The organism is Caldicellulosiruptor sp. DIB 104C, from assembly GCF_028198085.1.
In the GTDB taxonomy this organism is placed as follows: Bacteria; Bacillota; Thermoanaerobacteria; order Caldicellulosiruptorales; family Caldicellulosiruptoraceae; genus Caldicellulosiruptor; species Caldicellulosiruptor saccharolyticus.
Map to the genome: position 1 here is coordinate 649,936 of NZ_CP116337.1, position 14,919 is coordinate 664,854.

15 protein-coding genes are annotated in these 14,919 nt (G+C 36.7%); 12 read left to right on the forward strand and 3 right to left on the reverse strand.

The genetic code is table 11. From position 1 onward, the window contains the following. Positions 1 to 58: 58 nt before the first annotated feature. Both PGC14_RS03045 and PGC14_RS03050 read right to left on the reverse strand, forming a co-directional pair. A complete protein-coding gene (locus tag PGC14_RS03045; RefSeq protein ID WP_039765639.1) occupies positions 59 to 664 on the reverse strand; it encodes an FMN-dependent NADH-azoreductase in 606 nt (201 codons plus the stop codon). An 84-nt stretch (positions 665 to 748) separates the two neighbouring features. Further along, on the reverse strand, positions 749 to 1,843 hold the full coding sequence (locus tag PGC14_RS03050) for an iron-containing alcohol dehydrogenase family protein (protein ID WP_271629488.1): 1,095 nt from the start codon (positions 1,841 to 1,843) through the stop codon (positions 749 to 751). Positions 1,844 to 1,996: 153 nt separating this feature from the next. Between PGC14_RS03050 and PGC14_RS03055 the strand changes: the two genes are divergently transcribed. The 4 genes from PGC14_RS03055 to PGC14_RS03070 all read left to right on the forward strand — a co-directional run bounded on the left by PGC14_RS03055 (position 1,997) and on the right by PGC14_RS03070 (position 5,428). After that, the gene (locus PGC14_RS03055) at positions 1,997 to 2,167 is read left to right on the forward strand and encodes a hypothetical protein (protein ID WP_193353819.1); all 171 of its coding nucleotides are present in this window, start codon (positions 1,997 to 1,999) and stop codon (positions 2,165 to 2,167) included. A 162-nt stretch (positions 2,168 to 2,329) separates the two neighbouring features. After that, the gene (locus PGC14_RS03060) at positions 2,330 to 3,769 is read left to right on the forward strand and encodes an NAD(P)/FAD-dependent oxidoreductase (protein WP_271629489.1); all 1,440 of its coding nucleotides are present in this window, start codon (positions 2,330 to 2,332) and stop codon (positions 3,767 to 3,769) included. A gap of 1 nt (position 3,770) precedes the next feature. Then, complete coding sequence (locus PGC14_RS03065; protein ID WP_271629490.1) at positions 3,771 to 5,036, forward strand: NAD(P)/FAD-dependent oxidoreductase; 1,266 nt, start codon at positions 3,771 to 3,773, stop codon at positions 5,034 to 5,036. Between the two features lie 26 nt (positions 5,037 to 5,062). After that, positions 5,063 to 5,428 (forward strand): DUF1667 domain-containing protein, encoded by a 366-nt coding sequence (locus tag PGC14_RS03070; RefSeq protein ID WP_039765630.1) that lies wholly within the window; start codon positions 5,063 to 5,065, stop codon positions 5,426 to 5,428. Here the strand turns inward: PGC14_RS03070 and PGC14_RS03075 are convergent. After that, positions 5,425 to 5,988, reverse strand: coding sequence for a glycerol-3-phosphate responsive antiterminator (locus PGC14_RS03075; protein WP_039765629.1), 564 nt, complete (start codon positions 5,986 to 5,988; stop codon positions 5,425 to 5,427). The two genes, PGC14_RS03070 and PGC14_RS03075, sit on opposite strands and share 4 nt — an antisense overlap. An 82-nt stretch (positions 5,989 to 6,070) precedes the next feature. On the opposite strand from PGC14_RS03075, the gene lon reads away from it, so the two are divergent. The 8 genes from lon to PGC14_RS03115 all read left to right on the forward strand — a co-directional run. Next, the gene (lon, locus tag PGC14_RS03080) at positions 6,071 to 8,392 is read left to right on the forward strand and encodes an endopeptidase La (RefSeq protein WP_422653035.1); all 2,322 of its coding nucleotides are present in this window, start codon (positions 6,071 to 6,073) and stop codon (positions 8,390 to 8,392) included. 19 nt (positions 8,393 to 8,411) lie between these two features. Further along, a complete protein-coding gene (gene yihA, locus PGC14_RS03085; protein WP_011917035.1) occupies positions 8,412 to 9,026 on the forward strand; it encodes a ribosome biogenesis GTP-binding protein YihA/YsxC in 615 nt (204 codons plus the stop codon). Continuing rightward, the gene (locus PGC14_RS03090; protein WP_271629492.1) at positions 9,023 to 9,439 is read left to right on the forward strand and encodes a DUF523 domain-containing protein; all 417 of its coding nucleotides are present in this window, start codon (positions 9,023 to 9,025) and stop codon (positions 9,437 to 9,439) included. The genes yihA and PGC14_RS03090 overlap by 4 nt, the downstream gene beginning before the upstream one ends. 25 nt (positions 9,440 to 9,464) lie before the next feature. Continuing rightward, positions 9,465 to 10,340, forward strand: coding sequence for a PocR ligand-binding domain-containing protein (locus PGC14_RS03095; protein WP_271629493.1), 876 nt, complete (start codon positions 9,465 to 9,467; stop codon positions 10,338 to 10,340). Positions 10,341 to 10,432: 92 nt separating this feature from the next. Then, complete coding sequence (gene galT, locus PGC14_RS03100; RefSeq protein ID WP_271629494.1) at positions 10,433 to 11,419, forward strand: galactose-1-phosphate uridylyltransferase; 987 nt, start codon at positions 10,433 to 10,435, stop codon at positions 11,417 to 11,419. Positions 11,420 to 11,421: 2 nt separating this feature from the next. Then, positions 11,422 to 12,591, forward strand: a complete 1,170-nt coding sequence (locus tag PGC14_RS03105; RefSeq protein ID WP_039765616.1) for a galactokinase — start codon at positions 11,422 to 11,424, stop codon at positions 12,589 to 12,591. Positions 12,592 to 12,618: 27 nt separating this feature from the next. After that, complete coding sequence (galE, locus tag PGC14_RS03110) at positions 12,619 to 13,605, forward strand: UDP-glucose 4-epimerase GalE (protein WP_011917040.1); 987 nt, start codon at positions 12,619 to 12,621, stop codon at positions 13,603 to 13,605. A 235-nt stretch (positions 13,606 to 13,840) separates the two neighbouring features. Then, positions 13,841 to 14,919: Rho termination factor N-terminal domain-containing protein (locus PGC14_RS03115; protein WP_271629495.1), on the forward strand; the 1,079-nt coding region annotated here is incomplete at its 3' end.

Consider the following 14,919-nt stretch of genomic DNA (forward strand, 5'->3'; position numbering starts at 1 on the left):
GGCTATCAAATTATTTTTTTGACAGCCCCTGTTTTAATCTGTCCCCAAAATTTTCTTTTTAAAATCTTTTTGCTATCTCCTCAGCCTCTTTCAACGCATTTGAGATAATCTTTTCTACATCCTCACCTACGATGTCAAGCCGCTGAGCTGTTATTGTCTGAAAATCCTCAACTCCCATAAAACCCAAAATTGTTTTCAGGTACCTGTTTGCCATCTCAAAGTCCGAAAATGGAGGTGTTTTGTACTCTCCGCCTGTTGCCATGATATGAACTGCTTTTTTGCCACGAAGAAGCCCCACAGCCCCTTGTTCTGTGTATTTAAAGGTTATTCCAGAGACTGTGATATAGTCTATATATGCCTTGAGGATTGCAGGAATGCCCAAATTCCACATAGGTGCTGCAAATACGTACTTGTCAGCATTGGCAAACTGATAGGCATACTTCAAAATAGGGTGATGCTTTGATGCCTCAGTCTTTGGAGCGAAGATATCGTTGATGTCCTCTTGAGTAAGAAAATGAATTCCTTCTTTGTAAAGGTCTAAAGTGATAATCTGGTCATTTGGATGAAATTCTTTGTATACCTTTATAAAATGTTCCGAGATTATAAATGTTCTTGAACTTTGGTCGCTCTTTGGATTAGCCTTTATATACAGTAGCTTTGCCATTCGAACATCTCCTTTACAAGAATAATTTTCTTGATTATATTATACCCCTGTAAATCGATTGTATAACTATGAATTTATTTTTGACTACTCAACCGAAGATTTCAAAACATCTACCATTTCATCAAGCGAGACTGCATGTCTTAAATTTGCTACATTTTTAGACTCAAGTGCTCTTTTTGCATAATATTCTATTCTGTCACCTGGTAATTTTGGAATAGAGTCTTTAACAAAAAATCTTACAAACTCAGAAAATTCATCTATGCTTTCAAAGCCCATGTTGTTTAAAACAAAGCTTACTTCTTCTTTTAAATATTTGCTCTCAAGCCTCAAAAAGCTTGAAAGTAAGATTGCATTGGCTCTTCCGTGTGGGATGTCATGGTAATAAGTAAGGTTGTAACCTAAAGGATGAACAATTAAAGTACCTGTCTGTGCAATAATTATTCCCCCAATCAATGATATCCATGCAAACTTTTCAAGGTCAGTTTCTTTTAGAGCGTTCTCTTTTAGATTACCTTTTGAACTTGCAAACAGGCTCAAGGCTTTTTTAGCGTAAGCTTCAATTATATGGTTTGAGGATTTTGAAAGGTAACCTTCTATTACATGAGAAAGAGCATCAAAGAGGGTGTTTACAATGACGTTGTGAGGGAGAGTGGTGAGATATTTATAATCGACTATAGCGATTTTAGGGAATATTAATTCTGATGCAAAACTCTTTTTATTTTCAATGGTTTTCAAAGTCAAAATAGAATATGGAGTAACCTCGCTTCCTGTACCACATGTTGTTGGTATTGCAACTATAGGTAAGCACTTTTCAAATTTTGAGTCAAAAAGGTCCTGAGCTTTTAGATTTTTTTCAGCACACAGCACTGCCACTGCCTTTGATGAGTCAAGAGGAGAACCTCCACCAATTCCAATTATAAAGTCTGGGGAAAACTCTCTTGCCAATTTTGAAACTTCATCTATCTGTTCTACGCTTGGGTTCTGAGCAATTTTGCTGTATATTGAATATTCAATTGAAAGTTCCTTTAATACAGTTGTTACATCTTCTAAAGAGCCGTTCATCAGAGAAGATGGAGATGTCACGATGAAAGCTTTTTTACCGAGCCTGAAAAGATCTTTATTTTTCAAAACACCATCTTTTTCAAATATGACCTTTGTTGGCATGAAAAATTTGCTCATTTTCAAGGCCTCCTTCACGGTAAGATACTATTTGTGCTTTAAGATAAATTATAGCACATATTTTGTGTTAAAGACGTATAAAAGACCATCTTCACAGGAAAAGTTATTTATTATAGAAAGTATTTTAAGACCAAGCCAGGGGTGATAAAAAACATGGCAAGCAAGGAACAGCAAAGAGCAGTTGCAAAATTGTGTCCAGAGTTTAACGATGGTGGTTACTCTCACAAAGGTGATATGAGCTGTGATGTTTGCATTCATTGGGACGGAAAAAAGTGCAGTATAAATTATTTTGATAATGTCCTGACAAGCATGGACCAGACATAGAGTTTGTAATGGGCTTTTGAAAATTTCTGTTGATTTTTTAGTTCAACTGTCTTAAAATAGTATTGGCAAGAGATGTGGAGAAGCCTGTGAACAGCTTCTTTTGAGAAAGGGGCTGTTGGCAGGCTTTTTTATTTACTAAATTTTAAAAAGGGTGGCTGAAAAATGGATAAAATCTATGATGTTATTGTCATTGGAGCTGGAGTTGTTGGTATGTCAATTTTAAGAGAGCTTTCATTTTACGATTTGAAAATTGCCTGTGTTGAAGCAATGGAAGATGTTGCAGAAGGTGCATCAAAAGCAAACTCTGGTATTGTGCATGCCGGATATGACCCTATTGAAGGTACAAACAAGGCAAAGTTCAATGTTGAAGGAAATAGAATGTTTGAAGAGGTCTGCAAGCAGCTTGATGTTGAGTATAAGATGATTGGGTCATTGGTTGTTGCATTTGATGAAAAAGAGATAAATATCTTAGAAGAGCTTTTGCAAAGAGGCAAACGAAATGGTGTGAAAGGGCTTGAGATAAAGGGAAAATCATGGGTTTTAGAAAATGAGCCAAATTTGAACAGAGAGATTAGAGCTGCCCTTTTTGCGCCATATTCGGGAATTACAAATCCATATAAGCTCACAATTGCACTTTATGAAAATGCCATCCAAAACGGTGCCAAGGTCTATTTTGGCTTTAAGGTGTGCAGAGTAGATACACAAAATGGATATTTTATTATCTATTTCCAAGACAAGAGGCTGCTAAAGACTCGAATTCTTGTAAACTGTGCAGGTGTACATGCAGATGAAATAAGCAAGATGGCAGGTGCAAGAAAGTTTACAATTTACCCGCGTCGAGGACAGTACTTTATATTAGATAAGCCTGAGAAGGAAATTGTCAAAAGAGTTATATTCCAAGTGCCAACAGAAAAAGGCAAAGGTGTATTAGTTACACCAACTGTAGATGGAAATGTCCTTCTTGGTCCAAATTCAGAGTATATAGAGTGCAAAGACGACACATCAACAACTCAAGAAGGACTTGATGAGGTTTTTGAAAAGGCAAAAAGAGTTGTCCCGACTTTAACTAAAAAGGATGTAATTACAATCTTTTCAGGTATCAGAGCAACACCTGATACTCATGATTTTATAATCGAGGAGGACGAGAGAGTTAAAAACTTCATAAATGTTGCGGGGATTGAATCTCCTGGCCTGACATCATCAGTTGCAATAGGAAAGTATGTTGCCGGCATGATAGCAGAAAAATTAAATGCAAAACAAAAATCCAATTTTAACCCCTATAGAGAAGATATAAAAAGGTTTTCAGAGCTTACTGAGGAAGAAAGAAATGAGATGATTAAAAAATTTCCGAGTTTTGGGAATATTGTTTGCAGGTGTGAGTTTGTATCAGAATATGAGATAGTTGAGGCAATAAAAAGAGGTGCAAGGACCATAGATGGCATCAAAAGAAGAACAAGAGCAGGTATGGGAAGGTGTCAGGGCGGATTTTGCACACCACGCATAATTGATATTCTATCAAGAGAACTTAACGTTGATAAAACCCAGATAACTAAATTTGGGAAAAATTCATATATTTTGATTGAGAAAAGGTGGGGAAATTAATATGCATGAGTATAGTGTAATAGTCATAGGTGGTGGGCCTGCAGGGCTTGCAGCAGCCTTAAAGAGTTTTGAAAACTTAGATGATAAAAGGGTTTTGATAATAGAAAGAGATAGTTTTTTAGGTGGGATTTTAAATCAGTGTATCCACCCCGGTTTTGGTCTTCACTATTTCAAAGAAGAATTAACAGGACCTGAATATGCTCAAAGGTTTATTGAATTGGTTGAGAAAAACGGCATTGAGTACTTGACAGACACACATGTAATAGATATAACTCCTGAGAAAGAAGTTATAATTGTGAACAAACGTGGTCTTAAAAAGTTCAAAGCAAGGGCAATTGTGCTTGCAATGGGAGCAAGAGAAAGAACAAGAGGTGCAGTGCAGATACCAGGTACACGCCCGGCAGGAATCTTTACTGCAGGACAGGCTCAGAGGTTTATAAATATCGAAGGGTATAAAATAGGCAAAAAAGCTGTGATAGTTGGCTCTGGGGACATTGGCCTTATTATCGCAAGAAGGCTTACATTAGAGGGAATTGAGGTAAAAGCAGTTGTTGAGATAATGCCATACTCAACAGGGCTCAGAAGAAACATTGTCCAGTGTTTAGAAGACTTTGGTATTCCTCTTCTTCTTTCTCATAAAGTAGTAAAAATCCACGGCAAGGAAAGGGTTGAAGGTGTTACTATCTCAGCTGTTGACAAAGATTTTAAAGAAATTCCGGCTACTGAAAGGTTTATTGAATGCGACACAGTACTTTTTTCTGTCGGACTGATTCCTGAAAACGAGCTTAGCAAAAAAGCAGGGGTAGTGATAGATGAAAGAACAGGTGGACCATTTGTAGATAACACATTTTCTACTACTGCCCACGGCATATTTGCATGTGGGAATGTTCTTCATATTCACGACCTTGTTGATAATGTAACTTTAGAGGCTGAAACTGCTGGTAAGTACGCTGCACTTTATTGCCAAAATCCAGAACTTTTTCAAAAAGGAAAGCTAACAAATATTATAGCATCAGATGGTATCAGATATGTTGTACCACAGCACTTGAACAGGAACTTTTTGGAACCTACAATTTTAAGATTTAGAGTTAACAATGTTTACCACGACAAAGTAATTCTACTTATAAATTCAGGCAAAGAACTTTTGAAAATAAAAAAGCAGTACCTTTCACCTGGTGAGATGGAAAGCATCGCCTTGTCAGAAAAAATATTATCCCAGATAGATTTTTCTGGGGATATAATCTTGAAGCTTGAAGATGATAAATAGCTAAAAAAAGGGAGATGTGAGGGTGGATGGAGAAAATTACGTGTATTTTGTGCCCAAAAGGCTGCAGTATTGAGAAAAAAGAAGAAGGGAATGAAATAAAATATATAGGTTATGGATGTAGCCGTGGGCTTGAGTATGCAAAAGATGAGTTTACCCAGCCCAAAAGAATTCTCACAACAACCATTCATGTGAAAGATGGAGAGTTTGAGTTTTTGCCTGTTAGAACAAATAAGCCAATACCGAAGAAACTTCTTTTTGAGGCTATGGTAATTTTAAGAAAAGTAGAGGTTACAGCACCAGTTGAGGTTGGTAGTGTTGTTGTAAAGAATATTTTAGATACTGGTGCTGATGTAATAGCAACAAGAAAAGTGAGAAAAAAAAGTTCTTTTTAAAGAAGAGAAAAAAGATTACTGTTGCTTGTTGATATTGCAACAGCTCCAGCGCCCAATGCCTCCAATATTTCTTCTTTTGATTCAATCATTCCACCCGCAATAATTGGAATTTGAGTATTTTGTGAAAGCTTATAAATCGCTTTTGGTATAATACCTGGCAGCACTTCAACAAATGTTGGTTTTGAGTTTTCTATCATTTTAAGTCCTGAAGATATTGATTGTGAGTCTATAAGAAATATTCTTTGTACAGAAGGAAGAGAAAGTGAAAAAGCATGGTTGATTAGGTTTTGCCTTGTTGATATAATACCATCAGCACCAATGCTTTTGAGAAATTCAATCCCTTTTTCGTCTTTTCCCACCCCTTCTATGAGGTCAATGTGGACAAAGACAAGTTTATTTTTTTGTTTTATCATACTAATTTCATCCCTAATGGTTAAAATAGTAGAGTGAAGAAGAAAAATGACCTTACAGTTAGAATTTAATGCAGATTCAAGTATTGCTTTATCTCTTACAGCTGGTATAATAGGATTTTGAATGAGTTCATCTAATAGATTTTCCATTGTAATTTAGCTCCTTTTTGGGTTTTTAATATAATTATACACCTCAAATTCAAAAATTAAAAACGGAGGCAGATAGGCGTTGATGATTGCTGTAACCAAAAGAACTATACCAGTTATACCGTTGCGTGGACTTGTGGTATTTCCATATATGATGCTTCACTTTGATGTTGGAAGGCAGATCTCGCTAAAAGCTTTAGAAGAAGCTATGAACAGCGACCAGCAGGTTTTGCTTTTGGCTCAAAAAGACCCAAAACAGGAAGAGCCAAGCCCAGAAGATTTATATCAATATGGAACAGTTGCAAAGATTAAGCAAATGTTAAAACTTCCGAGCGAAACTTCAAGAATTTTGGTAGAAGGATTTAGCAGGGCAAAAGTCATAGGCTATGTTTCTGTTGATCCATACTTTTTGGTAGAGGTTGAAGAATACAAAGAAAACGGTGGTAATTTAGACGACCCTGAATTAGAAGCACTTATAAGAAACGTAGTTTCTGCATTTGAGGAGTATGCAAGGCTAACAAGTAGAATTCCACCTGATGCTATTTTATCTGTTACCACAATTCAAAATCCTGGACAGCTTGCTGATGTTATTGCAGCGAATGTAATTGTCAAGCTTGAAGACAAGCAACTACTTTTAGAACAAGTAGACCTAAAAGAAAGGCTCACAAAGCTATATGAGCTCATGTTAAGAGAAAAAGAGATAATCGAAATAGAGAGAAAGATTACCCTCAAGGTTAAAAAACAGATTGACAAGATGCAAAAAGAATATTACTTGAGAGAGCAGCTCAAAGCAATCCAGAGCGAGCTTGGCGAAAAAGATAGTCTCTTTTCAGAAGCACAAGAGTACAGAGAACAGGTACAAAAATTAGGCCTGAGTAACGAAAACCTGCAAAAGGTTTACAAGGAGATAGATAGACTTGAGAAGCTTCCACCAAACTCACCTGAGGTTGGAGTTATCCGAACATATTTGGATTGGATTGTTGAACTTCCGTGGAATGTAAAAAGTGAAGAGAAAATTGACATAAATGTGGTAAAGAAGGTGTTAGATGAGGACCACTATGGTTTGGTAAAGGTCAAGGAGAGGATTCTTGAATATATCGCAGTGAGGAAATTAAAAAATAACCTAAAAGGTCCTATTTTATGCTTAGTTGGACCGCCCGGTGTTGGTAAAACATCTATTGCAAAATCAATTGCAAGAGCCTTAAATAGAAACTATGTACGAATCTCTCTTGGTGGTCTTAGGGATGAGGCAGAAATTCGTGGACACAGAAAGACATATGTTGGTGCTATGCCAGGGAGAATTATCTATGCTCTTCGGCAGGCAAAGACAAAAAATCCGCTGATACTTTTAGATGAGATTGACAAGATGTCGCATGATTTTAGAGGTGACCCTGCATCAGCCCTTTTAGAAGTACTTGACAGTGAGCAAAACTATGCATTCCGTGACCATTATATTGAAATTCCATTTGATTTGTCAGAAGTGATGTTTATTGCAACAGCAAACACACTTGAGACAATTCCAAGGCCTCTTCTTGACAGGCTTGAAGTCATTGAAATTACAGGTTATACTGAAGAAGAGAAGGTGGAGATTGCAAAAAGATATTTGTTCCCTAAGCAGATAGAGCAAAATGGACTTAAGAAGTCTCAAATTAGATATGATGAAGCTGTGATTCGTGATGTAATATCCTTCTATACAAGAGAGTCAGGTGTTAGAAACTTAGAAAGAGAGATTGCAAGGCTTTGCAGGCGTGTTGCAAAAGAAATTTTGGAAGAGAACAAAAAAATGGTTAGGGTTACCACAAAGAACTTGGAGAAATATCTGGGTGTAAGGAAATACAGAAGAGATGAACTAATTGAAGAAGACAGAATAGGAATTGTAACAGGCCTTGCATGGACACCTTTTGGCGGTGAGACACTTTTTGTTGAAGCGCTGGTTATGCCAGGAAACGGTAAACTTGAGCTTACCGGCCAACTTGGTGATGTGATGAAGGAGTCGGCAAAAGCAGCAGTTAGTATCATCCGTGCACGTGCAAAAGAGCTCGGAATAGATGAGAATTTTTATAAAGAATGTGATATTCATATTCATGTGCCAGAAGGTGCTATACCAAAAGATGGACCGTCTGCTGGGGTTACTATGGCGACCGCAATGGTCTCAGCTCTTTCTAAAAAACCTGTAAGACATGACGTTGCAATGACAGGAGAGATTACTTTAAGTGGAAGAGTTTTGCCAATTGGTGGTGTGAAGGAGAAAATCTTGGCTGCAAAAAGAGTTGGAATTAAAAATGTGATTTTACCCTATGAGAATAAAAAGGATGTAGACGAGCTAGAAGACTATGTTAAAAAGGACATGAACTTCGTTTTTGTCAAGGCAATAGATGAGGTGTTTAAAATTGCAATAAAGAAGTAAAGGGGGGTTAAAAGAGAATTTGAAGATAAACCTGTCAAATGCAAAGCTTGAGAAAATTGCTGTCAAAAAGGATGACTATCCACCTATAAAGATGCCTGAGATGTGTATCTGTGGAAGGTCGAATGTTGGAAAATCTTCGTTTATAAATACTATTTTTAAAGACAAATTGGCAAAAGTTGGCTCAACACCAGGCAAGACACGAACAATAAACTTTTTCAATATTGATAACAAGTTCAGAGTTGTCGACCTTCCCGGCTATGGTTACGCTCAGGTTTCAAAAGAGGAGAAGAAAAGATGGAAGGATATGATAGAAGAGTACCTTTTGGAAAGGGAAGAGCTAAAACTTGCGGTTTTGCTGCTTGACTCAAGGCATCTTCCAACAGAAGATGACAAAATTATGCTTGGCTTTTTTGATAAGAAAGAGATTCCTATTATGATTGTCTTGACAAAATGCGATAAACTTTCTAATAATGAACTTACAAAAAACACAGAGCTTATTTCGAAAGAACTTGGAATTGAAAAGGATCTATTCTATCAATTCTCTGCAAAAACAGGCATAGGTGCAAAGCAGATTCAGTACAGTATAGTTAAATTTATGGAAGAAGCAATTTTAAAAGAGAAGGGGAAAAGATGAGGTTTGCACTTATAAGTAGCTGCCTTATAGGGCTTAATACGAAATATGATGGAACAAATAACTTGAGAAGTGAGATAGTAAAGAGACTCAAAAAAGAGTATATTTTGATACCTGTTTGTCCTGAGCAGCTTGGTGGTCTTCCAACCCCAAGAAACCCTTGTGAAATTAAAGATGGTAAGGTGCTTGATATAGAAGGCCGAGATTTTACCGATAATTTTTATAAAGGAGCTATAGAAACATTAAAAGTGGCAAGGTTTTTTGGCGCTGACATTGCATTTTTAAAGTCCAAAAGTCCTTCTTGTGGCTTTGGCAAGGTGTATGATGGTAGCTTTTCAAGAAGGCTTGTAGACGGTACAGGAATTGCTGCAAGGGTTTTGGCAGAGAATGGTATTAAGATTGTTTGTATTGACTAAAAATAATAAAGGGTGTTAAATTGGCATGGATTTCAAAGAGATTATCAAATATGACGATTTGATTTCGGTTTTGGACAACTTTTCTTATATCACAGGAATATCGGCAAATTTCTTAACAGCAGACAATCAATGGGTTGAGAATAAGAAAAAGGGCACATGTGGATTTTGTATGTTAATGAAGCAGTATTACCAAAATGGTGAAGCATGCCGAAATTCTGATTTAGCCGGTGCACAGACTGCCCAGAAGAAAAAAGGTGTACATGTTTACAGGTGTCACATGGGACTTGTTGAAGCTGTAATACCTCTTTTTTTCAACAATAGCTATATAGGTGCACTTTTTATAGGACAGATTTTGTTAGAGCCCCCAACTGAAGAGAAGTGGCAGGAAGTTTTTGAAAAAATAAAAGACCAGCCACTTGATATTGAAGCTGCAAGAAGAAGTTTTTTTAACCTTACTCATATAGACCATGAAAAGCTACAAAGTGTACTCGACATGATGCACATTGTTGCAAAGTACATCTTAGACTCTGAGATGATCAGAATATCTTCACTGTCGTCAATTGAAAAGATAATCGAATACATCAAAAACCACTATATGGAAGATATAACATTAGATGATTTGGCAAAGATGGTGTATCTGTCACCGACATACTTGAGTTATCTTTTTAAAAAACAGCTTGGGATAACATTTAAGGAGTATCTTATTAACATAAGACTGAAGAAATCAAAAGAACTCATTGAGACAACAGACCTTCCAATTGGAGAGATTTCAAAAATGGTTGGGATAGAAGATCAGAATTATTTTAGCAGACTTTTTAAGAAAAAATTTGGAGTGTCGCCGTTGAATTACAAAAAGGATAAATATATTTACGATATATCTAAAAAAAATGCTAATACATAAAAAAGAAGTGCATTTAAATTGCACTTCTTTTTTTTTAGAATGAAAATAGAAGAAAAGCTAAAAAATAATTTAAAAACATGGGGGGAGAAAAGATGGCAGAACTAAGATGGAACCCACTTTTACGCGACTGGGTGATGATTGCATCACACAGGCAAGAAAGACCTCAAATGCCGAAAGATTGGTGTCCTTTTTGTCCTGGTTCTGGCAGAGTACCAGAAACTTACGACGTTTTAGAGTATGACAATGATTTTCCGGCACTAATGCAAAATCCACCAGAACCTGATCCTGTGGCAACCAATTTTTATAAAGTGGCTCCTGCTTATGGAAAGTGTGAGGTCATTTTGTACTCACCAAATCATACAATAACATTACCTGAGCTGAGCGTTCAGCATATTCGAAAGCTTGTAGACTTGTGGGTTGAAAGGTTTGAAGCCTTGAAAAAAGATCCAAATATAAAGTTTATATTCATCTTTGAAAACAGAGGCGAGGTTGTGGGTGTTACAATGCCACATCCACACGGGCAGATATACGGCTATTCGTGGATTCCACTAAAGATTTTGCGCGAACTTGAGAGTGCTGAGTTGCACTACAATTCTTACAATGAGTGCCTAATTTGTAGAATTGACAAAGAGGAGATGGAATTTAAGAAAAGAGTAATAATCGAAAATGATCACTTTGTGACATACCTTCCTTTCTTTACAGAGTATCCATACGGTGTGTTTATCTCACCAAAACGCCATGTTAGAACAATATCAGAATTTACAGATGACGAAAAGAACAGTTTTGCAAAGATTTTGAAAGAAACTACAGGCACACTTGACAGCTTGTTTGACTATCAATTTCCGTATATGATGTGTTTTCATCAGCTACCTGTAAATGTTGACAAGGACTATTCAAGCTTCTATCATTTTCACGTTGAATTTTATCCGCCGATGCGTTCAAAAGACAAACAAAAGTTCAATGCATCAAGCGAGACAGGCGCATGGGCGCCGTGCAATACAACATCGCCCGAAGAAAAGGCAGAAGAGTTAAGACAGGCGTACAAGAGATTTTTGGACAAGATGCAAGGAGGCAAATAAAAATGGAAATCAAAGATCTTTTGAAGGTGTTCGAAGAGGTTTATGGTAAGACGGATGAAAAGATAAGGTGCTTTTTTTCAAGCGGAAGAGTAAACCTGATTGGCGAGCACACAGACTACAATGGTGGGTATGTTTTCCCTGCAGCGCTCAATGTGGGCACAACCATTTTGATTAGAAAAAGAGATGACAGCAAAATAAGACTTTATGCAACAGATTTAAAAGAGCTTGTTGAAGCTGATATTGAGAATATAGATAGCTACAAGTCTATCAAGTGGGGGAATTATCAACTTGGTGTTATAAAAGAGCTTATGAACTCAGGCTATAATGTTGGTGGTGCTGATATGCTCTTTCATGACACAGTTCCACACGGTGCTGGGCTTTCTTCTTCTGCAGCAATTGAGTGTGCAACTGGTATTGCAATCTATTCGATTTTTAATGAAAAACCCATTGATAAGGTAGCTTTAAGTTTTATTTGCCAACGAGCTGAAAATAGATTTGTTGGTGTAAACTGTGGAATTATGGACCAGTTTGCATCAAGCCTTGGTAAAAAAGACCATGCAATTTTCTTAAACACAAGGACTATGGAGTACAAGTATGTACCTTTAAAGCTTGGTGATTACAAGATTGTTGTTAGTAATACAAATAAGAAAAGAAGTCTTGCCAGCTCAAAATACAATGAAAGAAGAGAAGAGTGTGAAAAAGGACTTAAAATGTTGCAAAAAAAGCTTACAATTTCCTGCCTTGGCGAGCTGGATAGAGACACATTTGAAAAGTATAAAAACTTAATTGAAAATGAAACCATCTTGAAAAGGGTAAGACATGTTGTTTATGAAAATGACAGGGTATTAAAGTCAGTAGAGGTGTTAGAAAAAGGCGACCTTGTCAGTTTTGGAAAGCTCATGATAGACTCTCATATATCTTTACGTGATGACTATGAAGTGACCGGGTTTGAGCTTGACACACTTTTTGAAGAAGCTCTCGAGATAGACGGGGTGATTGGCAGTCGCATGACAGGTGCTGGTTTTGGCGGCTGTACAGTTTCAATTGTTCACAAGGATGCTATTGATGAGTTTATAAAAAAGGTTGGAGAGAATTATTATCAAAAAACTTCTTTAAAGCCTGACTTTTACATCTTTGACATTGACGATGGAGCAAGAGAGATAGAAATTTAAAATAATAAAGGAAAGGTTGGGACTAAGATGATTCTTGTTACGGGTGGAGCAGGATATATAGGAAGCCATATGGTTTGGCTTTTGCTTGAAAGAGGGTATGACGTTGTTGTAATTGACAATCTCGAAAAGGGTCATTCGAAAGCGGTACTTGGTGGAAAGTTCTACAAGGGTGATTTGAAAGACAAGGAGTTTTTAGATAAAGTCTTTTCTGAAAATGAAATTTCAGCAGTAATTCATTTTGCAGCATCTTCCTTAGTTGGTGAAAGTGTACAAAATCCAATAAAGTATTACTATAACAATGTCTATGGCACACTCAATCTTGTAGATACAATGATAAAGCACAATGTTAAAAAACTTGTATTCTCATCAACAGCAGCAGTATATGGAGAGCCAGAAAACATTCCTATACTTGAGACAGACAAAACTGAGCCAACAAACCCTTACGGTGAGACAAAACTTGCAATTGAGAAAATGTTAAAATGGATGGACACAGCATATGGTTTAAAATTTGTGTCACTCAGATACTTCAATGTAGCCGGTGCTCATCCAGATGGAATTATTGGTGAGGACCACAACCCTGAAACTCATTTGATACCAATAGTTCTTCAAGTAGCACTTGGTATGCGCGAAAAGGTCACTGTGTACGGCAATGACTATAACACAAAAGATGGCACATGTATAAGAGATTATATACATGTTCTTGATTTGTGTGATGCGCACCTAAAAGCATTAGAATATCTGGAAAAATATAATAAAAGCGATATATTTAATCTTGGAAACGGATTGGGCTTTTCTGTAATGGAGGTAATTGAAAAAGCAAATGAGGTTGTTGGGAAAAAGATTCCATATGAGATTGGACAGAGAAGACCAGGAGACCCTTCAATTTTAGTTGCATCATCCAAAAAAGCACAGGAAGTGCTTGGCTGGGAGCAAAAGTACAATAGCTTAGAGGTTATAATTTCAACTGCATGGAAATGGCACTCGACACATCCAAACGGCTATGATGAAAAATAAGCGTATAAAATTCAAGTACTTGCCCGAATGCAACTTATAGAGCGTTCGGGGTTTTTTGTTTTTGTATTAATTTTAATTCAAATTTAAAAATCTGCTATTGACAATATAATGTTATACTTTTAAAATAAAATATGTCAGATTGGCCTTCATCTCTTGAGATTAACTTCCCCAGACAGAAGTTAATAGTGTATAAATGCAAGAAAAAATTCTAATATTATTAGAAGGAGGGAAAAGAGTGCCTAATTCGGTTGATGAGTTTTTAAAAGGAAAGTCGATCATTGAACTTCGAGAGATTGCTAAAAGTCTTGGTATTCAAAAATATTCTTTGCTCAAAAAGAATCAGCTTATAGAAGCAATTAAAGAGTTTATTGGTACAACACCACAAGATGCACAAATATTAGAAGGTATAGAGAAAAAAGAAAAAGGCAGAAGAGGAAGAAAGAAAAAAAGTGAAATGCTTCAGCAACAGGAAACTGTAGCGCTTGATGCTCAAAATAAACAGTTAATTGAAGAAATAGAAAGTAAAGAAGAATCTAACAAAGTCGAAGCAGTGCCGTCTGAAATAGAAACACAGGTGCAAGAACAAGGGCAAGAGGGAGAAAGGAAGGCACCCAAAGAGGAACAAGAACCTAAAGAAGTTGCTGAGGCAGAGGAAAAAAGAGAAGAGGAAAAGAAAATCATAGAGCTGAAGGAAAAAAAAGAAGAAAAAAAAGAGGATAAAATGGTTATTGAAATTCCACCAGAATTAAAAGAACTTGAAGGTAAAGTTGAGATAGGTGGCATAGGTGAAGGAGTTTTGGAGATTATATATGAGCCAGGTGGCGGTGGTGGCTACGGTTTTCTAAGAGACGACTCATTTATGCCAGGACCAAACGATATCTATGTCTCACCATCTCAAATCAGAAAATTCAATCTCAAAACAGGTGACAAGATAAGAGGTCCAATTAGACTACCCAAGGAAAATGAAAAATTTGCAGGGCTTTTGTACGTCCAAAGCGTCAATGACATGAAACCTGAAGAGGTTGCAAAACGCACACCTTTTGAAGACTTGACTCCAATTTTCCCAAATAGAAGAATTGTTTTGGAAAACAAAAAAGAGCCGAACGATTTGGCAGTAAGACTAATTGACTTGATTGCTCCAATTGGAAGAGGCCAGAGAGGTCTTATTGTAGCTCCACCAAAAGCTGGTAAAACAACACTTTTAAAGAAAATAGCAAATAGTATTTTGACAAACTATGATGATTTGCATTTAATTGTTCTTCTGATTGACGAAAGACCTGAAGAGGTCACAGACATGCAAGATTCCATAAAAGC

Excerpts from the sequence above, each read along its gene's own strand:
- PGC14_RS03055 (WP_193353819.1), top strand. The coding sequence starts at position 1,997 with ATGGCAAGCAAGGAACAGCAAAGAGCAGTTGCAAAATTGTGTCCAGAG.
- PGC14_RS03060 (WP_271629489.1), top strand. The coding sequence starts at position 2,330 with ATGGATAAAATCTATGATGTTATTGTCATTGGAGCTGGAGTTGTTGGT.
- PGC14_RS03075 (WP_039765629.1), bottom strand. The coding sequence starts at position 5,988 with ATGGAAAATCTATTAGATGAACTCATTCAAAATCCTATTATACCAGCT.
- PGC14_RS03090 (WP_271629492.1), top strand. The coding sequence starts at position 9,023 with ATGAGGTTTGCACTTATAAGTAGCTGCCTTATAGGGCTTAATACGAAA.
- lon (WP_422653035.1), top strand. The coding sequence starts at position 6,071 with ATGATTGCTGTAACCAAAAGAACTATACCAGTTATACCGTTGCGTGGA.
- PGC14_RS03070 (WP_039765630.1), top strand. The coding sequence starts at position 5,063 with ATGGAGAAAATTACGTGTATTTTGTGCCCAAAAGGCTGCAGTATTGAG.
- PGC14_RS03065 (WP_271629490.1), top strand. The coding sequence starts at position 3,771 with ATGCATGAGTATAGTGTAATAGTCATAGGTGGTGGGCCTGCAGGGCTT.
- PGC14_RS03095 (WP_271629493.1), top strand. The coding sequence starts at position 9,465 with ATGGATTTCAAAGAGATTATCAAATATGACGATTTGATTTCGGTTTTG.
- PGC14_RS03105 (WP_039765616.1), top strand. The coding sequence starts at position 11,422 with ATGGAAATCAAAGATCTTTTGAAGGTGTTCGAAGAGGTTTATGGTAAG.
- PGC14_RS03050 (WP_271629488.1), bottom strand. The coding sequence starts at position 1,843 with ATGAGCAAATTTTTCATGCCAACAAAGGTCATATTTGAAAAAGATGGT.
- galE (WP_011917040.1), top strand. The coding sequence starts at position 12,619 with ATGATTCTTGTTACGGGTGGAGCAGGATATATAGGAAGCCATATGGTT.
- PGC14_RS03045 (WP_039765639.1), bottom strand. The coding sequence starts at position 664 with ATGGCAAAGCTACTGTATATAAAGGCTAATCCAAAGAGCGACCAAAGT.
- galT (WP_271629494.1), top strand. The coding sequence starts at position 10,433 with ATGGCAGAACTAAGATGGAACCCACTTTTACGCGACTGGGTGATGATT.